Origin of the sequence: Paenibacillus sp. FSL M8-0228 (assembly GCF_038007385.1) — a bacterium.
Taxonomy (GTDB): Bacteria; Bacillota; Bacilli; order Paenibacillales; family Paenibacillaceae; genus Paenibacillus; species Paenibacillus polymyxa_D.
The window spans coordinates 3815368-3837798 of record NZ_JBBOXA010000001.1; the positions used below are offsets into that span (position 1 = coordinate 3815368).

14 protein-coding genes are annotated in these 22431 nt (G+C 49.9%); 1 reads left to right on the plus strand and 13 read right to left on the minus strand.

Annotated features, from left to right (window positions below):
* Window positions 1-24 precede the first annotated feature (24 nt).
* The 11 genes from MKY98_RS17025 to MKY98_RS17075 form a co-directional block, all read right to left on the minus strand.
* A complete protein-coding gene (locus MKY98_RS17025) occupies window positions 25-1392 on the minus strand; it encodes an NfeD family protein (RefSeq protein ID WP_069010260.1) in 1368 nt (455 codons plus the stop codon).
* Between the two features lie 279 nt (window positions 1393-1671).
* On the minus strand, window positions 1672-2115 hold the full coding sequence (locus tag MKY98_RS17030; RefSeq protein WP_013311146.1) for a GatB/YqeY domain-containing protein: 444 nt from the start codon (window positions 2113-2115) through the stop codon (window positions 1672-1674).
* Between the two features lie 16 nt (window positions 2116-2131).
* Window positions 2132-2305 carry a 30S ribosomal protein S21 gene (gene rpsU, locus MKY98_RS17035; protein WP_005547957.1) on the minus strand — a complete coding sequence of 58 codons (174 nt, stop codon included), beginning with the start codon at window positions 2303-2305 and terminating at the stop codon, window positions 2132-2134.
* 171 nt (window positions 2306-2476) lie between these two features.
* Complete coding sequence (locus MKY98_RS17040; RefSeq protein ID WP_025722131.1) at window positions 2477-2836, minus strand: histidine triad nucleotide-binding protein; 360 nt, start codon at window positions 2834-2836, stop codon at window positions 2477-2479.
* A gap of 162 nt (window positions 2837-2998) precedes the next feature.
* On the minus strand, window positions 2999-4342 hold the full coding sequence (locus MKY98_RS17045; RefSeq protein ID WP_069010259.1) for an aminotransferase-like domain-containing protein: 1344 nt from the start codon (window positions 4340-4342) through the stop codon (window positions 2999-3001).
* Window positions 4343-4671: 329 nt separating this feature from the next.
* Window positions 4672-5076 carry a hypothetical protein gene (locus MKY98_RS17050; RefSeq protein WP_029517802.1) on the minus strand — a complete coding sequence of 135 codons (405 nt, stop codon included), beginning with the start codon at window positions 5074-5076 and terminating at the stop codon, window positions 4672-4674.
* 261 nt (window positions 5077-5337) lie between these two features.
* A complete protein-coding gene (locus MKY98_RS17055) occupies window positions 5338-8733 on the minus strand; it encodes an AAA family ATPase (RefSeq protein ID WP_069010258.1) in 3396 nt (1131 codons plus the stop codon).
* On the minus strand, window positions 8730-9914 hold the full coding sequence (locus MKY98_RS17060; RefSeq protein ID WP_069010257.1) for an exonuclease SbcCD subunit D: 1185 nt from the start codon (window positions 9912-9914) through the stop codon (window positions 8730-8732). The genes MKY98_RS17055 and MKY98_RS17060 overlap by 4 nt, the downstream gene beginning before the upstream one ends.
* Window positions 9915-9942: 28 nt before the next feature.
* A complete protein-coding gene (addA, locus tag MKY98_RS17065; protein ID WP_069010256.1) occupies window positions 9943-13962 on the minus strand; it encodes a helicase-exonuclease AddAB subunit AddA in 4020 nt (1339 codons plus the stop codon).
* A complete protein-coding gene (gene addB, locus MKY98_RS17070; protein ID WP_069010255.1) occupies window positions 13959-17525 on the minus strand; it encodes a helicase-exonuclease AddAB subunit AddB in 3567 nt (1188 codons plus the stop codon). The genes addA and addB overlap by 4 nt, the downstream gene beginning before the upstream one ends.
* A gap of 236 nt (window positions 17526-17761) precedes the next feature.
* Window positions 17762-19141, minus strand: coding sequence for a class I SAM-dependent rRNA methyltransferase (locus MKY98_RS17075; RefSeq protein ID WP_069010254.1), 1380 nt, complete (start codon window positions 19139-19141; stop codon window positions 17762-17764).
* Window positions 19142-19535: 394 nt separating this feature from the next.
* Between MKY98_RS17075 and MKY98_RS17080 the strand changes: the two genes are divergently transcribed.
* Entirely contained in the window at window positions 19536-20558 is a 1023-nt protein-coding gene (locus tag MKY98_RS17080; protein ID WP_069012562.1) for a Na/Pi cotransporter family protein, read from the plus strand.
* Here the strand turns inward: MKY98_RS17080 and MKY98_RS17085 are convergent.
* The gene (locus tag MKY98_RS17085) at window positions 20548-20982 is read right to left on the minus strand and encodes an NUDIX hydrolase (RefSeq protein WP_029515343.1); all 435 of its coding nucleotides are present in this window, start codon (window positions 20980-20982) and stop codon (window positions 20548-20550) included. The two genes, MKY98_RS17080 and MKY98_RS17085, sit on opposite strands and share 11 nt — an antisense overlap.
* Before the next feature lie 104 nt (window positions 20983-21086).
* Window positions 21087-22430, minus strand: a complete 1344-nt coding sequence (mtaB, locus tag MKY98_RS17090) for a tRNA (N(6)-L-threonylcarbamoyladenosine(37)-C(2))-methylthiotransferase MtaB (protein ID WP_029515344.1) — start codon at window positions 22428-22430, stop codon at window positions 21087-21089.
* Between the last annotated feature and the right edge of the window lies 1 nt (window position 22431).

Consider the following 22431-nt stretch of genomic DNA (forward strand, 5'->3'; position numbering starts at 1 on the left):
TCTAATTCTTTGTTATTTGCTTGTTTAGACGCTAGTGTCTGCCTTGACCACAATTCGCCCGCCTTCTACTTTGGATACTATAATCGGCATATCTGTAGCAATAAACTCGCCGTTCGTTACAACATCGACTCGCTCATCAGCGATCAGCACCGTTCCGGCTGGACGAAGTGGAGTCAGACTGACACCCCTTTGACCTAATAGCATTTCCCGGTTCACAACTGAAGAAAAACCTTGTTCAGCCGTTAAACTTTCTTTAAGTATAAAACGGTTCCATATCCCTCGGTCCTTGAATACAACCGCGATGATCGCTACCACGGCAACCGCAGCTGCAAAGGCAATGCCCAAAGATATAAACGCATGCTGCATGTTGTATGCTGCACGAACAACTCCGGCGACAAGGCTGACGGAACCCAGAATGCCCAAAATACCAAAACTCGGGATGAACATTTCAAGTATAAGCAGAGCCAGACCGATAATAAACAACAACCACGTCTCCGAACCTGCAAAACCAGCGATATAATTGCCGAAAAAATACAAACCAAATCCGAGTATGCCCAAAATTCCCGGTACACCAAAACCGGGTACGATCAACTCAATAACAATACCTGCGATACCGATAAATAAAAGCAACGTCTGTACAATTGGGTTGGTCAATATCTCGGCTGCTTTTTCAGCCCATGTTCGCTCCACATGAATGACATCATCCGTGCTGTAACCCATCCACTGAATAACCTCTTGTTCGGAAGACGCGATGTGATCCGCATAACCCAACTTCAGCGCTTCCTCACTGGTTAAAGAAATGATCTGACCATTTTCCTTGTTAAAGTTCATCTCAGGAATAGATATGGTCGTTTTAGAGTCAACCATACCTCTGGCAATATCCGGATTACGTCCGCCAGCTTCTGCGGCAGATGCCATGCTACTCTTCCACCAGGCTATCGTTTTTGGATCTGTGATAGCCTGCCCCCTGCCGTCTACTAACGCTGCTGCTCCGATAATACTCCCCGGTTTCATAACAATCTTGTTTGCGCTCAACGCAATATAGCTACCCGCTGAGGCCGCTTCGCCCCTTATATAGGCTACGGTCGGAATTGGACTGTCTTTAATCAGTTTGCCCAGCTTCTCCGCTGTATCTACCCGTCCACCGGGAGTGTTAATATCCAGTAAAATCAGACCTGCTTTGGAATCTGCTGCTTCTGCAAATCCACGTTCCATAAATTTGCCCAGGCCATGCTCAATTTCCTGATCGACTGGTATAACAAACACAGCTCCACCTTTAGTTTGGGCCGCCGCTGATTCGGAATGAACTAAGGGCAACAGCAAAACGGATACCATAATCCACAACGTTAAAAGGATCCATTTGCGACTGGAGTGGTGATGTTCTCTATGCATTTCTCTCCCCCTTTCGATCTCTCTATGTTACAGCATACCAAACTTTGTTAGACAAACTATACAGTTTTCAGGATTTAATGTGAAATTATTGGGTATATTGCTAATCCTGACGGCTGCCAAATACTTTACGCACCCAATGAACATCACGTTTCACATAATTAACAATAGCGCTTACATATAAGAATCTTCTCATCATTACATTCTATGGTAGGCAACACATATATAGAAATAACACCCTCTGTAAACAGAGGGTGTTGTGTTTTCCTGTTTGTCGCAGGTTTATTGCAGAAATTGCTGAACCGCTTGGTTCACGAGCTTACCGTCAGCGCGGCCTTTTACCTTAGGCATCAAGGCCGTCATTACTTTCCCCATCTCGGCTTTCGAAGAAGCACCGGTTTCCTGGATGGTCTGCTGTACAATAACTTTAATTTCTTCCTCAGAAAGTTGTTCGGGAAGGTACTGAGCGATGATCTCTATTTCTGCTTTAGTGCTTGTCGCAAGTTCATCACGACCGGCTTTTTCAAATTCATGGAGGGCATCTTTTCGCTGTTTGATCTCACGACTCAGAATATCAAGCACTTCGTTGTCGTCCAAATCCCGTTTCAAATCTATTTCAAGATTTTTAATCGTAGAACGAACCATTCGAATGGTGGAGAGTTTGAACTTGTCCTTACTCTTCATTGCTTGCTTCATATCTTCGTTCAATCGTTCGCTCAAATTCATGATTGCTTAGATCCTCCTAGAACTTTCTCTTACGAGCAGCCTCGGACTTTTTCTTGCGCTTTACGCTTGGCTTTTCATAATGCTTGCGTTTCTTCACCTCAGCCAATACGCCATCCTTAGCAATGGAACGTTTAAAGCGACGAAGTGCAGCATCAATTGTCTCGTTTTTGCGAACTTTAGTTTCAGACACCAGTTTTCCCTCCCTCCGACCAGACCGTCCAAGAGCAATAACACGGTTCATCAAATTTTATTATAGGTGAAACGGAAACCAGGTGTCAACCTATAAGAAAAAATGAATACATAAAGGGCCACTTTTCTCCATTCACATCCGTATTACTGAAAAGACAAGCTCTGTCATTTTTTAAGAATGTGAGTCCGAAATACCTGTCAGGGCACCCAATTTGGCGCCGCCCAGTAAGTGATAATGCAGATGCCCCACCGCTTGTCCACTATCCGGGCCACAGTTGTTAATCAACCGATAACCAGACTCGGCGATTCCTAACTTTTTTGCAACCTCAACCGCAACACGATGAATCTCCGCGATAAGAGGAAGATCCTCCTCCGTCACAGCGTTCATTGAAGGAATATATTTTTTGGGAATAATGAGCACGTGTACTGGCGCCGCAGGCTGGATGTCATGAAATGCGAGCACATTGTCGGTTTCCAACACCTTCTTGCTGGGGATGGTTCCATCCACAATTTTCAAAAACAGATCGTCCATTCAAAACCCTCCTTTGGCAGTGAGCCGATCCTAAGCAAATAGACACAACCCCCCCTTGCTCTCGGCATTCAAAGTTATGTATTTCCCACACTGAATAGAAACATATACAGCCATGTTTGGTTATACTTATGTTTCTATATGTATCATAACGGAAAAAGGGTCTTAATACCAGTTTCCCTTACTAACTTCCTCTACAATGGCTTTCACCCCTCCATCAATTTGATCCAGCTGCGCGCGCGAAATACTTATGCGCAAAAACTTCTCTTGTTCCCTATAGCCTGATAAATAAAAACCTTTGCCAGCTACAACCTGGATGTTCCTCGCAGAAAGACACTGTACCAAGCGTTCCAAATTCACTGTCCGAGGCAGTTTAAACTGCATATAAACTCCTGAGGTTACAGCTGAAGTCTGAACGTATCCGGCCTGATTGTATCGTTCCACGGCCTTGTTCAGAGTACGAATGCGCTCCGAATACAGTTTACATATCGTGTGCTTGTGGCGTTCATACATTCCATTTTTAATATAAATATCAAGCGCCGCCTGAGACAACATAGATGTGTCGACATATCTTTTATAAGCGTTAAACGTCTTTAATAGGACTTCTGGCAATACCGCAACTCCTAATCGCAAGCCTGGGAAAATGATTTTCGAGAAGCTTTTCAAATAAATAACATGGTCCGAATGGTCGTATGCATAAATGGGATCAAAAAGATGATCGGCCCCCAAATCTGCCATATAGTCATCTTCTACGATGTACACATCATATTTGGCGGCTAAGGCAGCTATCGCTTTTCGCTCCTCTGTGTTATATGAGATCCCTAATGGATTATGATATCTTGACATGGTATAAAAAAACTTGATGCTCTCGTTCTTAAATTGATTCTCCAATTCGTGAAAATCCATACCTTTCGCTGTCCGGACGATGGTACTGACGGGTATGTTCTCTTCCTCCAGAAAGCGCAAATAAATATCGTAACTTGGCTGCTCGACCAAAACCTTTTCTTTGCCATTGGGAAACGGCATTTTAGCGAGTATCTCCAATGCCTGCTGAACACCCGAAGTAACGATAATCCGATCCATTTTTGCAAACACCTGAGTATTAGCCAAATGGGAAACCAACGTATGACGCAGTGTTTCCAGTCCTTGCGAATCGCCATAAGTGAACAGATGATATTTGTAGGTATCAATAGCCTGATTCAAACAATGTTGGAAATCCAGATAAGGGAATACATTTAAATCCGGGGAGGCCGAAGCAAAATCAACGGAGTCTTGCATATGACTATGGTGTAAATCGCCCGAATTTTCCACTACATAGTATCCACTTTGCGGTATGGAATAGATGGCGTGTTTCTTTTCAAGTTCAGAATATGCCCGCAGAATCGTGCTTTTGCTGCATCTATATAATTCTGAAGCCTCACGGACCGACGGTAGCTTGTAACCTGATTTATATTGTCCCTCGCGAATTTTAAGCTCTATATCCAATAAAATTGATACATATTTTTTCACAATATCCACCCACCTGCTCTTTACATACTCATTACATGCTCATTTCATTACATGCTTATTCCGTCTTATGTTTCTTTACACGCTAGATGTTACCATGCTTTATGGATAAACAGGATACCTCATTTCATTGAACTGTACTGATACAGTTTCAATTATTGGATCATATTGGGGATAGAATATGTGAAAAAGAGACTGTTTCTTCATGATGGAAGAAACAGCCTTGCATGGTGATGATGTATGGATGCGCCTTAAAGTCCCTTGTACTGTACAAGAGCTGTAGGCGGGAGAGAGCAGAGAATTCACTATATCTGGCGACTAAGAAATTAGGATTAGTAATAAGGCAGCAAGCTGATCGCTGTCAACGCTGCAAGTGGCAGAATCAAACGATTAAAGCGACGGCGTCCGTAGGGGAACCCATATGCATAAGCAGGTACTGGATACGGGTACGGGTACGGATACGGAGGATAAGATGCATAGCCACCATAAGCACGGGAACCGCAGCCACAATTGTTAGGCGGATACGGGAGATTAACATTGACATTCTCCATCTCGTCTCCACCCATAGGAACGGCTAAGTATATCTTTTCATCATCCACATGCTCTACAATGCCATCATACATTGTCCCGTCCTTCACCCATACGCATACATAACGATGCATATGCTTTTGACATAGTGTTTTAGCATCCGTCTGTTCCGGTGCTGTAACTTTTTCGGTTGTCATGCTTTTTTCCATGGTTGTTTCCTCCTAGGCTCTTGCATGTATACCGTATGTTATTCAAAAACGGGCCATTTGCTACATCAAATTGGGCGAATTCCGGCTTGCAAAAAAAAGAAGCACCCCGGGAGCTCTTGGCAGAGCCCCTCTGAACGGACGTATGATGGGAAGATTTCTTCCGCAGCATACGTCCGCCGGGGTGCTGTATGATTAACTTGTCGGCTTGGCTGTATTATAACAATAGTTTGAAACTGTATCTGTGACCTGTATCACATTACTTCAAAAAGTTTCCATAACCACACGTGATCCGCCTCCAGCCTGCTCTGCTGGAAGAACAACCAACTTGCGCGGAAGACGGGCCCGTAGTTCAGGCACATGACTAATCACACCAACAGACAATTGATCGTGGTGCAGCTTTTCCAGTGAGGTGATCACCGTGTCAAGCAGCTCAGGGTCCAACGTTCCAAAGCCTTCATCCAGAAAGAAAAATTGCAGAGGGTACTGGCCCCGCAATTGAATTTGAGCCGACAGCGCAAGCGCAAGCGACAAGGAGGTCAGGAACGTTTCGCCACCGGACAAGGTCGATACCGGACGTTTGACCCCACCGTTGGCATCGTCACTAATGACAAAACCACCGCTGGAATCTACCTCTAGCGCGTATCGCTGCTTGGTCAGAAAACGCAGGCGGCGTGAAGCCGATTGACTGACCTGCATGAGCTGCTCCTCAGCAATATATTCAACAAAGGCATTGCCGCGAAAAACAGTCTGGAGCTTGGACATTTTTTCCGCTTCACTACGCAAATGTACACGATTGGACTCCAGCTCCATCCAGCGGACGTGCCGACGCTGCAAGTCCTCTAAATCACGCTCAGCCTTGGCGCGATTTTGAAGCGCCTCTTCATCGCGTGCACGGCAATCACGTAGCTGTGCAGTGGCCGCTTCCCACTGTTCCTCTGTTACCGTTGCTCCATTCAGCTGCTCTTCGACATGCTTTAAGCGGGAAGACATCTCCTTTTCCCGTTCTCGATGTAAACTCACTTCACGCTCATAGCGTGCGGCTTCTTCCGGTCCCAGGCAGCATTCCATAACCTCTGCTTCCGTAGCAAAAGAGGAGGCTTCCAGACGACTGCCCCAACGGGACTCTGCCATCTGACGTCTTTCTTCTGCCGAGTCGGAGGCCTGCCGGGCAATCAGTGAAGCATGAACGGCTTGCTGCTTGCGTTCTTCCGCTTCAGTACGTTGTCGTGCCGCGACTTCGGCTCCGTTTTTCAGCCCCAACAGTCGCGAGGTCGCTTCTTCCAGCAATGAAGCCGCTTGGCCATCTCCAACCCACTTTCGGAGCTGGGCCAGCTTTTCGCGAAGCGAATCATCTTTGCTTTGGAGCCCTGTACGACGGGCAATAATGATTTTGTCTTCCTCGATGATACTCTGCTGTATCTGTTGAACACGCGCCGCCTTTTCTTCGAGGAAGGTCACACTCGTCTCCAGCCGGGACCGCAGCTCTTCCGCGCGCCCATCGCGCTCCTGCATGGCGCGGTAACGCTCCGCGGCTTCGTCCGGAGCGACATCCGTTAGCTGCGCCGCCCATTCGGCGCGCAGCCCCTCGCTGCGCGTGGTGCATGCCTCGCGCTTGCTCTGTGCCTGCGTCAGCGCTACAGCTGCTGCCTCCTGCTCGGCGGCGGCACGGATACGCCGCTGCTGTCCAGCGGCGTCTGCTTCGCGCAGCGCCAGTGCCTCGGCAGGCAGCGCATGCGCACGTGCGGCTAGCTCGGCTGCAGCACGTTCCAGCGCCGCGCAGCGCTCCGCCCATGCTGCGGCACCACGCGGCTCTGCTGGCGCTGCCGCAGGCGTGAAAGGCTCGCCCGTGGCGGCAGCGCCACTGTTTGCGGTGGCGGGCTGCGCCAGCAAGCTGCGTTGCTCGTGCAACTGCTGGCGCAGTGTGAGGCGCAGCTCCTGCAAACCAAGCCGCAGGCGGTGCATCTCATCTGGCGCAGCGGCATCCGCGCTATGCGCCGCGACGACGGCAGGCGCGGGGTGATGCAGCGAGCCGCACACTGCGCACGGCTCGCCTTCGCGCAACTCGGCAGCGAGATGCTGAGCGAGACGCCCCAGCTCCTCGGCACGGAGCTCGTGACGCAGCTGTTCTTCCTCGGCAGCCAGTGACGACATATCGGCGGTGATTTCTGCCTCCAACGTCAGCAATGCCTCAATGCCATCAGCTGCCTGTGCAGCAAGGGCAGAACGCCGTGCCTCCGTCTCCTGTGTCTCCTGGTCCGTCAGCTTTAGACGTTCGTCAGCTTGCGCAAGCCGTTTCTCCTGAGTCACGTACTCCAGTTCAGCTTCACGCAATTGCTCATTCGCGATTTCCAGCTGTTGCAACCGTTGCACAGCCTCTTGCAGCATACGCCGCTCATCTGCTCGCACTTCATTTTGCTTTAGCTCTTGTTGAAGCTCTTGCTGTCGCTTCAAGCCTCGCGTCTGTAGCTCTTGTTCCTTTGCGAGTCCTTCTGCATGTTCAGCAAGGATTTGTTCGCTATGCCCAAGCTCGGCCGCCAGACGGTCCCGTTCGGTCCGCAACGCTTCCGTATCACGCTCCAGTTGAAGCGCCTGTTCTAGTTGGTCGATCCGAAGCAATAGCTTTGGTTCTTCGGCACTGAGTGCTTGCCGGGCCTGCTCATCTGCTTGCGCAGAGACAAGCGCAGCCTCCTGCGCGGTAGCGGCCAGGACTGCCACTTCTTCGGCAGTCTTATGCCGTTTTTCCGCTTCAGCAATGGCTTCCTTCCAATCCGTCAGCGCAGGCAGCAATGCCTCGGCTGAAGTTGCTTGTCGAAGCTTGTGCTCCAGCAAAGCAATGCCCGGCTCCTGTGCTGCCAACTGCTTCAGCTCTTTCGATCTTTGGCTGAGCTCGATGACTAGCTCACGTGTTTTGTTTAGCGCCTCCGATTCACGTGAGACACGCTCTAGCTCGCGACGCGAAGCTTCTGCATTGGCAATCGCCTCTTTGAGACGCAACTCTACATGTTCAAGTGCTTCAGCACTCGCATCCCCCAGCCCTTGCTGCTCCGCCTCTAATGCTTTCAGTGCGATATCGTTATCTTTCACACGACGGCTTAGCTTCTGTGCAAGTTGATCTCCGTACTTCTCCAGATGGAACAAACGCTGTAGCATCTGTCTGCGTTCACTGCCCTTTAAGGACAAGAATTCCGCAAACTTTCCCTGCGGCAATACGACAGCTCGTGTAAAATCGTCCATTTTCAGGCCGATATACTCCTCCACACAGCGCGTCACATCCTGCACCTTATCGGCAAGCACTTCCTCGCCATCCTCTGTTAACGCAATAAAACGGCTAAGCGTATTATTAACCGATACGCCTCCAGCACGTTTGAAACGTCGTTCTACACGGTAACGACGAGGTCCTTGAGCTGACATTAATTCAAACGTAAATGCAACAGACAACGTATCCTCGGCATGATTCATAATGCCTTGTGTACCATTCACTGCCCGCTCCACTTTACCGTACATAGCCAACGTAATAGCATCCAGCAGCGTTGATTTACCACTACCCGTTGGGCCGAATATTCCGAACAATCCAGTTTCGGTCAAATCGTCAAAGCGAATTTCCTGCGACTCCCGGTAGCTTTGCAACCCCGCCAGTTTTAGAAGGATTGGTTTCATGCGTCCTCCTCCTCAGCGTGATCTCTTGCATCATCCTGTTCCACCAGCTCCAGAAACAACTGCACTAATCCGTCATCTGGCTGTGCTCCGCCTGTCTGCCGCTGATAGAATGCCCGGAACAGCTCATGCACTGGCAGTTCTGATCGTTGGTGCTCCAGCTGTGCGGCAGCCATTTCTGGATACATGGGGCGAATATGAATGATACCTTCACGGCTTTTGCGCAGCCGCTGAATATCTCCCATTGACATTGCTTCATCCAGCGTAATTTCCAGATCAATAAAGGCATCGGCATCTAGTCCTTCGTCCAGCCAGCGATATACTTCCTCCAGACCTCCCCGTGCGCGCCACCTCACTAATGGGCGTCCACTGGTAATATACAGTTCCTCGACCTGAGCAGGCTTGCCAGCAACCACGTCAATTAACGTAACCGATTTGGCTTGTCCGGCTTCGGAAAAGCTATAAGCCAGCGGCGAGCCACTGTAACGCATCAGCCCGTCTCCTTTCACATATTGGGGACGATGCAAATGTCCTAGAGCCGTATACTGTGCCCCAATGCTCAAAGCAGACGGATCTACGGTATACGCCCCCCCGACCTGAATCGGGCGTTCCGAGTCCGACTCCAGCCCGCCGAGCACATAAATATGGCTCATTGACAAATTGACGGTGTCAGGCCGAAATGCTGTACCCAGCTGTGACATCAGCAAGCCCACACGGCGACTGTATGCCTCGCGCAAGACTGTTTCATCTCCGTCTTCAGACAATAGCTCGTTCAGACGAGACTCGGAGGGATATGGCAAGGCTGCAATGCATGCCATTTCACCCGTTCGCGGTGTACGAACGCGTACCGCTTCCCCATGGGGCAGTCCCAGCAATGTAATTCCGCGCCCGCTCACCAGTGGTGTGACCGAGGATACCCTTTCCGGCTGATCATGATTGCCCGCAATGACGACTAGTGGTCTTCCTCCAGCCGTAAGACGGGCAGACGTTTCATAAAACAATTGCTCGGCTGCGGCTGAAGGATTGACTGAGTCGTATACGTCTCCAGCCATCATAATCAAATCGGCCTGCTGATCGTCAGCCATTTTCGCTAGTTCTTCCAAAAACGCCTCCTGCTCCTTCAAACGGCTGCGTCCTTCCAACGTGCGACCCAAATGCCAATCACCTGTATGCAAAATCCGCATGTTATTCCTCCTCTCCCTAGCTATATAACTACAGCTGTACACTCTCTCCAGCTTCTAAAAAATACAGCCACTTCTCAGCAACCTTTTTGCCTGTAATTTCTTCGATCACACGGGCATACAGCTCCAATTGAAAACGATATTGGTCTGTTAAATGGGACAGTGTACGATACTCAGATATCCGATCTGTTTTATAATCCACCAGCACGAGTCCTTCGGGAGTTTCAAATAGACAGTCAATAATGCCGTTCATCAGCACTTTATCTCCGTCCTGTCCACCTTCCGAATCTGTTTCTTGTCCTGGTGACATCGATGGTAAGCTGTGGTTCCAGTAATCGTTTGCCCGCATGGTATAAGTAAACGGAAGCTCTCTTTGAACATGCGATGCCCCCAACATTCTGCTACCCAGCTCACTAGTGAAAAAGCGTAATATTTTATTCGTATCTAGCGCCTTTGCATGGACATTCAGTAACATACGCTGATTGAGCAAACGAGCCTTTGTTTCCTCAATAACTTCGGCGCTCATCCCCCCATCTAGTGGCAAATGCAGCATCAACGTATGATAGACCGTTCCTCGTTCCGTTGGAGTCAGTCGCTGATTCCCCATAAACTTAGGTCTGCGCAAGTGTAATTGACTGCCCCCAGTGTGAGAATCCTCCCGATCCTCCGGTAACTCTGCTAGTACGGTGGTAGATAGATTCAACCAGTCGTCCGATCCCATCTCCTGCATTTCCAGCCATCTTTTCATCTCAGTAACCGATGTATTGGCTGCCGTCTTGCCGGCCCGCTCATACGGATAGGTCCAGGAAAGAGCAGCTTCAATGTCCGTTTCACTCTTTTCGTTCAAGTCGATTAGCTCCGCATTTCTCAGTGCTTCTGTCTTCTTTTGGCGCTCTTCGCCCGACACCTCTTCCTCATGATCTGAGTTCACACGAGAGCCGGAAAATGTTTCCGAGGCCACAATTTTAAATAACCAGTCTGTTCCCGGCATATGTTCCAATTTGTGATAGTACCCATCTTGATCACCTGCCGCTTCCCTCAACAAAGTAGCAGAAGGATGCCGAATCAAAGCGGGACCTACCCAGTCCAGATAGCTGCGGCCTGCCGCCAGCATATAGTCTGGTAAGACCGTTTCCGTATGCTCTTTGGCACGTGCCCAACCCGCTGCGCGTGAAGCTAGATCCTTCACGGTTCCGGTCATAATCAGCTTTTCACGCGGCCGTGTAAGCGCCACATATAACACCCGCATTTCCTCAGCCAATAGCTCCAGCTGTGAGCGTCGGCGGATCGCTAAATTGGGCAGCGTAGGGTAGCTGACACGATTTTGTTCCTCCACATATTTAGGACCAAACCCCAACTCCTTGTGCATAAGAAACGGCGCATTGAGATCCTGTTGATTGAACATTTTTGCCGTCCCGGCTATAAACACGATAGGGAATTCAAGTCCTTTACTTTTATGAATGGTCATAATGCGGACAGCTTGATCGGGTTCGGTCCCCCCGCTAATGGATCCTAAATCACCGCCTCGCTCCCGTAGACGGGAAATGAAGGTCAGAAATCGGAACAATCCTCGGTTGGACGTTGAAGTCTCATACTGTCTCGCTCGGTCATATAGCGCCCGCAAATTGCTTTGACGCTGTGAGCCGCCAGGCAGTCCACCGACCCAATCCAGATACCCTGTTTCCTCCAGCACATTCCAAATCAATGCACTTAAGCTACCTTGTCGGGCTTCCTGCCGCCAGGCTTCCAAATTATGCAAAAATGAACGTAGTCGGGCAGACAACGTATTCCCGTTATTTCTATTACCAAAGTCAGATGAAGATAAAGAGTCCTCAGGGAAAAGATACAACTCCATGATGTCAGCAGTGGTCCCTTTTTCGCTCTCCTTCAGTGGGTCCGCCTCTGCCGCCGCCAGCAATGCGCCATAAAACAATCCATCCGGCTTTTCCAACCGAATTTGTGCCAGTTCATCTTCGGTCAAGCCGACAATCGGCGAACGAAGCACGGATGCAAGCGGGATGTCCTGCTGTGGATTATCAATAATGTGCAGCAGAGACAACATTACCTCAACTTCCGTTGCTTTAAAAAAGCCAGTCGTCTGCTCCCCGGAGGCCGGAATGCCCTCAAGCCGCAGTTCCTCTACAATTAGGGGGGCCCACACGCTTGCCGAACGAAGCAAAATGACGATATCGCTGTAGACTGCCGGACGCATCGCTTTTAATCCTCTGTCGTAAATCAACAGTGGTTGTCCGGTATCTCCGGTCAGTTCTTTAATCCGTTGCGCAATCGCACGAGCCTCTAACTGTGCCGTTTCCAGCTCCACAAGCTCAGCCAGCTCACTTTCCTGAAAAACAGATTCGTCCTCCGTTTCGGACAGCTCCGAAGCCTCGGAAAGACCATGGCCACCCTTATCTACTAACAGCAGCTCAGGTGCATATACAGATGCGGTGTCTTGATCCGACGGGTCGGGATAGGATGCGCCGTGTACCAGCCACGCTCGTTCATCGTACTCAATTTCCGCCACATCCACACTCATAATCTGGCGGAACACCAAATTGACCGCATCGACAACTTCCTCCCGACTGCGGAAATTACGCGCCAAATCAATTAAAAATCCATCTTCCTGCTCCTGCATGCCGTACCGTTGATACTTATTCAAAAACAGACCCGGCTCCGCCAGCCGAAACCGATAAATACTCTGTTTCACGTCGCCCACCATAAAACGGTTACCCGGTTCCTCCCGTGATACCAGCCTAACGATATCTTCCTGTACGGTATTCGTATCCTGATATTCATCTAACAGCACCTCGTCGAATTGCGCCTTGTATTCGAGCGCAGCGTCGGAAGGTAGTAGCTTGTACGGAGTAGAATCGGGATGTCGTAATATTTTCAGACAATAATGTTCCAAATCCCCGAAATCCACCAACCCTTTTGACTGCTTGTGCTGTTGAAAACGTTCCCCGAATACAATCACGGTTTCTACCAATTCGTCCATCAACGGAGCTGCGGCGTGTAGCTCCTCCCAATAGGCTTCTGCTCTCCTGCCAAACAGGGAAGCCTTCATATCTGTAATCATTTTTTTGGCTGCTTCGCGCAGCGTCTTAACCCGTTCCTGCAATGCAGGCTCAGTCTGATCTTTTTTGACCGGCTTGAGCTTACCGAAGGCAGCTGCCTGAAAATGATCATATAGAGATGCCCACGGCTGTGTCTCCAATTCCTGCAGCAATCCCTTCACCATCGCCGTATCCTCTTGCAGCGTCACTGTATAAGGTGCAGGACCGCCGGGCTGCATAGCAGTTTCATGCGCCTGTTCCAGCAAGCTCGCTGCTCCGCGCAATGAAAGTGCAGCATCCGCCAAAATGCTGCGAACCCAAGGCGTCTCTCCGAGAGCCGCTACATCCTGCACACGAAATGCAGCTGCTGTCTCCCGCAGCCAATGCTCCGGCCAAGGATGACTTTGAGAAAAATCATACAACCGCTGAACAAGCACATACATCGCATCATCGGTGCGTTCTCCACTAAACCAGTCGACTAGTCTGCGGAATGTACTGCCTTCATCATGAGCCTCATATTTCTCCTCAAACAGTTCTTCTAGAAGCTCCTGGCGCAGCAATTCTGTCTCATGCTCATTCATAATCCGAAAACCAGGATCAAGGGGAATGGCCTGATAATGCCTGCGGATGACCTCCATACAAAATGAGTGAAGCGTCGTAATCGAGGCCCGATTCAGCAACGATAGCTGACGGCGTACATGTTCACTTTCCGGTTCCTGCTCCAATACACGTTCCAACGCTTCGCGTATCCGTTGACGCATTTCGGCGGCGGCTGCCTTCGTAAAGGTCGCTACCAGTAACCGATCCACACTGAAGCCAAGCTGGGGATCGACAATTTTACGAATAATACGCTCTACAAGCACCGCTGTTTTACCAGACCCTGCCGCTGCCGCAACCAGCATGTTGTTACCAGATTCCGAAATGGCACGCCACTGGTCATCGCTCCACATACTGCCTTCCGGCTTCGGTAAACCTTTAATGTTTGACATGCCTATCATTGGTCCATTCCTCCTTTCCCTTCCTGTGTATGACCCAGCAGATTCCAGATCTGATCCTTACCGGGTTTACCCCATTGATTGTAGCCACTGCCCTCCAGACTGTCGTCAAATTGACAAACAGGCTTAAAAGAGCAGAAGGTACATGCCGTCTCTTGCTGGATACGATACGGTTCAATGGCCACATCGCCCTCTGTCATCCGTGTACCAATCGTCCGAATATTATTACGCACCGAAGCTAGCAGGCTGTCCCACTGTTCCGGCGAAGCAACCGAGGCACTGCTATAAAAACTACCGTCTGCTTTCACCGCAACAGGTAAAATAGAAGAATATCCCTTGTCCAATGATGTATCCATCTGCCCAACTACATCCCGATCCGCGAGCAACAATCCCTTCATCTTGAAGCGTTTCAAAAGCTCCTGACGGGCCTGTTCTTCGCTAAGACCGTTAGGCGACTGTAACATCGGATTGTGGACGTGAAAATACAGCGTACCCGCCGGATAAGCAGTCTCGCCCAACCATTCCTCCGCCGCATTCAGCAGCACATCCAGGTACGTGAGCATTTGCAAGGACAAGCCATAGTACACTTCATGCAGCTTGAGATCCTTTTGGCTGGACTTGTAATCGATGACACGCAAAAGTAAACCTTTTTCTCCCTCTGCCACATCTACACGGTCGATCCGTCCGACAATTTCCATCACAACACCGTTATCTAACCGGAAGCTTAACGGAGGAAGCTGCTGACCCGGCCCAAAGTCCAACTCCAGCCCAATCGGCTCAAAACTACCTCTTCGCGCATGTTCACCTAAAATCAACGAAGCACGGCTCACGATATCTTTCAATTTGCGCAAAATGTACCCATACCGCTTGGAGCTCATTAGAATCTCGCCTTGCAGACGAGGAGCCAAACGCTCCACTGTACTTTCCGCCTCTTGGCGGCATTCCTCCGTGCTGAGACTGCCCCAGCTGACATTGCGATTACGCAGATTGATCGCCATCTCTCCAAGCGCTGCATGGAATAATTGTCCGATATCCGGGGCCTTCAGGCGATACATTTGACGTTCCTTCAAACGAAGACCATGAGAGGCAAAGTGCGAAAATGGACATGCCACAAAACGTTCCATACGAGATACGCTGGTACGCAGCTTGCTGCCGTACAGACGACGGCTCGTTTCCTTCTGCATTTCGGCATGGTTCTCGTAAAAAAGTGAGGTCAACAGCTGACGCAGCTTGTCCTTCTCACGCCCTTGCTGGCTGGCATACCAGTTATATACCTCCCACCAAGGAGATAAAATGTCACCGCCACGTCGCCATTGTCGTAATTGCGCAATAAGCTGCGGCAAAGCCTCGGACGGATGAGAAGCATACTCCCATTGCGTCGTCCAAGCATCCCCAGGCAAAGGGTATCCAGCCAGTGGGCGTTCGTCCAGACTAGGAAACAATTGCCGCACATGTCGTACTAACTCAGACGGCAACAATGACTTGCCTTCTTCATCAGTCACGGCATAGCTCATCCACAGGCTTCTACCGGCTGAAGTAAGGGCCGTATAAGCGAGAAAACGTTCGTCCAGCAGACGTCTTGTCATATCCGGCGCCAGCTCTACGCCTCGTTCGTTTAATGCCGTACGCTCCTGCTCATTCAGCACACCGTCCTCATGGAACACAGCCGGCATCACACCTTCGTTCATACCTAGCACAAAAGCATGTTGAATACCGGTCACACGTGTACGATCCGTGTTTCCGACTAGAACCTGATCCAGAGCTGGCGGAACAAGTCCCATACGGAATTCAGCCAATCCCGTTTCCAGCACACCCGCAAACAAAGAGGTATCCAGCCTCTCGTCACCCATCATTTCGACGATTTGATCCAGTAGTTCAAGCACTGCATCCCATACCTGACGATGCTCCTTGGCCTGCTCAGGATTTCCTGCTTCCTCTGCCTGATGAATGAAGGCGTCCAGCTTGTGGCCAATTTCTGCATCCTCCAGTAACAGATATACCGCTTCACACTTCTCAAGTGCAGTTCGTGCCTTGCCCACACGTTTCTCAAACGCACGTAAAGGCGTCACGATTACATCCCGACACAGCTCCATCAAATCCAACGTTTCATCCCGCCTACGGTTCCGTTCCTGCTCCTCCAGCTCCAGTGACAAGCTGGGCACAGCCTGCCACGGGCGACCGTCTGTCCAACGGCTACCTTGTATTCCGCAGGCCAGTACATAGTTTTCCAGACGATCCATCTCCTCGCGGCTCACCCGACCATCCAGCGGCAGGAGAAGATCTGTTTTGACCGCACGGAATACATCCTCATATCGCCAGCGTCGCTGCACGATATCCAGTGAAGCCCGAATCAATTCCACTAAGGGATGATGCAATACACTTCTCCGCTGATCCAGAAATACTGGAACCTCATATTGTTTGAATATCGGTTCCACCCATGACTCATAATCTTCAATATGACGCACAAACAGGGCCATCTCCCGATAACGCGCGCCCTCATCTCGGGCTAAACGACGCATTTCGCGTACAGCACCTTCCAACTCAGCGCGGCGATTCGCCGCAGCATACAGTTTTATGCCTTCCGGCTGTTCTTCTGTCCACTGCTCTCGTAGCTGCTGCAGCCGCATCCGTTGTTCCTGATTCCGTAACCCTGTACGATATTCAAAGTTAGCCTCCAAATACGCCAACGCCGGACGCTCCTTAAATCTCGGCGGCGGATCAGGGCGAAGTAATTGTGTCTGCGTCTCTATCATCAGCTCGTCTGCCATTCCTTTGAGCTTTACATACGTAGCCGCCGAAGGATGAAACAAATCCAGCTCATGCGGAAGCTGTCCGCTCTCGTAGCTGCGGTTGCAAGTCAGCGCCACTGTCAACGAAGAGGCATGCAGCATAAGTTGCTCCACCACTTTATATTCATGTGGTGTAAACCTACGGTAGCCATCCATCCAAATGTCTGCTCCACGCACAAGGGAAGACTCTGCAATCTGTTCTGCCAGCATGCGCAGCGTATCTTCACCGTCAATATATTTAAGCGTCAGCTCTCGTTCAAAATCCTCGTAGATTAGACTGATATCTTTGAGCTTGCCGCGCAAAATCGGAGTTGACTCTCCAGCAGCGTTCATTCGCTCCAGTTGCTCGGGTACAGACCGAGTATCATTTCCATACTGCTTCAGCTCCGTGAACAATGTATTCAACCGATCCACAAAGCCGAGCTGGTCTCCCGAATCCTTAAACAAACTCAGTTCATCCTTGCGACGACGAATAATTTTATATAAAAGCATCTTCTTGCCTTCTTCCGTTACAGGCACCAGCGCTGAACCCCCGGTTTCCTGCATAACTAAATAGGCAAGACGGTGAAATCCCATCACTTGGGCGCGCACCGACCCCTGAATACCGTTTCCGGCTTCTGTAAGTAACGCATGCTCAGAAGCAAATGACGATTGCTCCGGTACAAGTAACAGCATAGGCTTACCTAGCGGCTCCTCGCGTAACAAAGACGTCATTTCATTGCGGATTAACGTACTTTTACCACTCCCAGAGCGGCCAATCAACAAACGGACCGACATGATGCGGCCTCCTTTCCAACGAACAACATTCTATTAAACAGTATAGCATATCAGGCAAGAGAGAAAAGAACGTACGTTTGCCATGTTGTAGCAATTCTTTCTCCCTCTAAAAAATAAATCAGTCCCGCAGATTGGCTTGGTGCACGCCTTCTCTACAGGACTGATTTATACCTAAAACGAGTTTATTTTACCTATTTAATCACCAAAAGGGCGATTGACTTTGACTTTGTATGAAACTACAACTGTGTCCGGCTGCGCACCTCAAAGATGGCGAATTTCAAGTAATGGCCTTCCTCCACACCCAAAATTTGAGGATGGTCCTTACCAGCTGCTCTCCAGTCTACCAGACGAAGGATTTTGCCGGCATCTGCCGCTGCTTCCTTAATGGTGTCCAAAAACAACTCCGGCCGCATGTGGAACGAGCAACTCGCTGTCACCAGATAGCCGCCCTCATTAACGAGCTTCATCCCGTGCAGGTTGATATCTTTATATCCACGTGTAGCCCCTTTGACAGCGTTCTTCGTTTTGGCAAAGGCTGGCGGATCAAGAATGACCACGTCAAAGGTGCGTCCGCCACCCGCTGTCAGCGGCTTAGACGTATCTCCTTTGCCCCCGGCTCGTGCATTGCGTTCCTCTACACCTTTCACCTGATTGCGCAAATATTGAAAAGCATCGTCGACGACAAACTCGACGCGTTCCTCAAAACCGTTCAGCTTGACATTGTCCCGCGCACTTTCAATCGCATGCTCAGAAATATCAAGACAAGTTACTTTTTTAGCACCATATTTACAGGCATTGAGCGTAAAGCTTCCCGTATGTGAAAAACATTCCAATACGGTTGCGCCGTCCCAGAATGGGAATTCAACAACCTTACCACTTTTATTCACTGGCTTCATGACCGTTGTGGCAGCGTCCCCTGAGTCTGTAGCAACTTCTTGTAGCGTAATTCCACTACGTGCTCCCCAACCTGTCATCAACGGTGCTATGGCCGCACGATTTTCACGCTGGTCAAAGAAATAACCCGTCTTCTGGCCCTCTACGATATCAACCTTGATGTGCAGGCCATTTTCCGTCACCACTACATGACGCGGGCAATCACCGTACAAAGGACCCTTCGTTTGTTTCAATCCTTCCAGCTCTCGGATGGATACATCACTGCGCTCATATATACCAACAGGACCCAATACTTCAACGAGCGCATCCCTGATTTCTTCCCTGCGCCGATCCATGCCAAGCGTTAACAGCTGCACAACCAACACATCACCAAAACGGTCTACAATCAGTCCAGGCAAAAAATCAGCCTCGCCGTACACCAACCGATAAGCGTCTCCCCCGGTCACAAAACGTTCGCGGTGCTCCAGACATTTGCGAAAGCGTTGGGCAAAAAAGTTTTGATCCATCGCTTCCAGCGGCTCATAGGACATCACACGCACTGTAATTTGTGAAGCCGGATTATAGTAACCTGTCGCCAAATAACGCCCCTGATGGTTAACAATACTGACCAAATCGCCTGCCTCTGGGTCTCCTTCGATCTTGGCTATTTCGTTTTTAAACACCCAAGGGTGTGCGTGCTCCAGCCTTTTTTTACGGCTGCGTTCTAATATTACTGAAGGCAAAATCCTTCACTCCCATTCTTGGATTACTCAAAGTGTTAAAACGTTGTTCGATAGGGGCGCGGCTCTGCGGATCATTTGATCTTACGATCGCTGTTGCACGGGGATTCTTTGGATTTTATAAATGATTTTAATGGTAAGAATCCCCCTAGGTTTATACTTCCGAAGCAGCTTTCCTTTGGAAAGCTTTCAGGCGAACGCTCTCGCTTCTCCAGATTCAAATGATCCGCTTCGCTACTGCCCGCCTGTATATCGGCGTCACGCTTTTAAAGCTTGTGAAGATACTACAAAAATTATCGTTTTCCTAAAAAGAGCTTAGCCATGCTTGTCATGGCTGTCCTCGACAGATCATAGGCTGTTACATAAGTATTTTCACCTAGAAAAGGGGGCTATGCCCGTGCTTATACATGTTATACTCCCGCTGTGCGGCGGACTGTTTATTTTTTTGGGCGGGATGAAGCTGATGGAAGCAGCCCTCCGGCATTTGGCTGGCCCCTTCCTCACCCGTTGGCTGAACCGCGCCACCGTTTCCCCTTGGCGGGGTATGCTGTTCAGTTCAGGCATTACCGCCCTGTTGCAAAGCAGCACCGCTGTAACGGTGCTGACGATCGGACTGGTCAACGCCGGGCTATTGACCTATGGCCGTACGCTCGGCATCATTCTTGGCACCAATATCGGTACCTGTCTCACCACCGAGCTGATGGGGCTCCAGCTTGGCAAGCTGGCTGTTCCGCTGCTCTGCGGCTCACTGCTCTGCTGGAGCGCCGCCGTACTGTGGGGAGAATCCGTCTCCGTTCGCCAGTACGCGTCTGCCGGAATTTCACCCGGCTCCAATGGGCTTAGCCGTCCGCAGGCTGTACAATATATCAGCCTCGTATTTGCTGGATTTTCGCTGATTCTGGCGGGTATCCGCGTAATGCAAACGGTCGGCCCATGGATTGAGCAGGCCGGACTATTCCGCTGGTTTCTTGATCACGCTGCGGCCAACATGTGGTGGGCCTTCGCTGCGGGTGCCTGCCTGACCGCACTGGTTCACAGTAGCGCAGCCGTTATTGGCATGGCGATCAGCCTTGCCGCTGCGGGTGCCTTGCCAGCCGATGTGGGGATCGCCATCGTCATCGGCTCCAATGTAGGCACCTGCGTAACCGCCCTGATTGCCGCTGTTGGTGGCAGCGTGTCCGGCAAATTTGTAGCCTGGTCCCATGTGCTGCTGAACGTAGGCGGAGCCTTGCTCTTTATGCCGTTGATCCCTGGGCTAGAAATGGCCGCCGCCTGGATATCTACCGAGCCCGGAGCCAAGGTAGCCCATGCCCAAACCCTGTTTAACGTCATTAGCTCTCTGCTGGTCTTGCCTCTGTGCTACCTACCTGTATGGACGCGTTTAGAGGATCGTATATCTCCCCACAGAATCAAACGTTAATTCCTAGCATGGACAGCGCCTTGCTCAAAATGACATCATTATTGTCATATCCGCCCTGGCGCTGGAGAAGCCATGCTTCCTCAGGCTTATGCCATGCAACTCCCTTAATTTCTTCGATTTGTGCCTGTAAATCCCCATCTAGTGCCTCTACAAGATAATAGTGTACTTCTTTATCCACTTCCCCAAATTCCGGATGCTGATACGTATAAGCAATCATATCTACATGCTGGATAATCCGCCCGTTCAACCCTGTTTCCTCGCGAATTTCACGTAAAGCCGTCTGTTCGATTGTTTCTCCCAACTCCATTTTTCCTTTAGCCAAGGATACCTTGCCATATCGGTCAGTAATGAGCTGAATTTCAAGTTGCTCCCCCTGTTTGCGAAACACAACACCGCCTGCTGAAATTTCCTTTTTTGCTGCCATCCTGTAATCTCCCTTCCTTGCGCAACAAGGATTCCGTCCTCTCTGTAAGGAAAGGCGAAATCCTTGTTTGCCATCTCTATTGCCTTTTCAGGCTTTTTTTGTTCTTACAGAGCTGTTTGCAGCCCATTCTCCAGTACGCGAACCAATTGGCCTTCACTTTCATTAATGCCTGCCTTCGTTAGCTTCACGCGGCATACCTTGCCAACCAGATCCTCAGTACCTTCAAACGCCAGTTGAATATAATTGTCACTATATCCATGGAGTATGCCGCTATCTTCGGTCCCTTTCGGCGCAACTTCCGGAATGACCTCCAGCACCTGACCTACAAACCTCTCAGCATACGCCAGTTGCATTTGCTCTGACAGTTGTATCAGCTCATGCACTCGTGCATTTTTCACGTCTTCGTCCACCTGATCCTCCATACGCGCCGCAGGAGTTCCACTACGCTTGGAGTACGGAAACACATGCATTTCTGAAAAACCGATTTTTTTCATCAGCTCATAGCCATTGCGGAACATTTCATCCGTCTCCCCAGGGAAGCCGACAATTACGTCCGTTGTAATCGCAACATCGGGCATTGCTTTGCGAATCATAAGCATTTTGTTATAAAACTCTTCTGTGGTGTACTTACGACGCATCCGTTTCAATACAGTGTCGTCCCCCGCCTGAAGCGGTATATGAAAATGACGAACCAGCTTGGTGGAACGGTTCAGTACATCAAGCATTTTTTCATCAATCTGGCTGGCTTCAATCGAACTGATGCGGATACGCTCCAGCCCTTCCACTTTCTCCAGATCCCACAGCAGATCAGATAGGTCATAATTATCCATGTCGTCACCATAACCGCCAGTATGGATACCAGTGAGTACTATTTCCTTGTAGCCTGCGTGTACCAGTTGACGCGCCTGTGCAATAATGCTCGCAGCGTCACGACTGCGGGATAGCCCCCGCGACCATGGAATGATGCAGAAGGTACAGAAGTTGTTGCACCCATCCTGAATTTTCAAAAAGGCCCGAGTATGATTAGCAAAATCAGGCACATCCATTTCCTCAAATACACGCGTTTTCATAATATTGCGCACGGCGTTCACTGGTTGACGCGTCCCTTGAATTTCCTGCACGAACGGAATGATTTTGTCCCGATCTTGAGTCCCGATAACGAGATCAACGCCAGGAATATCCATAATTTCGGCAGGAGAAGTTTGGGCGTAGCAGCCCGTCACTGCCACAATGGCATCTGGATTCCGGCGAATCGCGCGGCGAATGATCTGACGACTCTTTTTATCACCGGTATTCGTAACGGTACATGTATTAATAAGATAGACATCCGCGGTCTGCTCATCAAAGTCCACCTGTTCATAACCTTCATTTTTAAACAGCTGCCAGATCGCTTCTGTATCATAAAAGTTTACCTTACAGCCCAATGTGTAAAATGCCACTGACGGCATA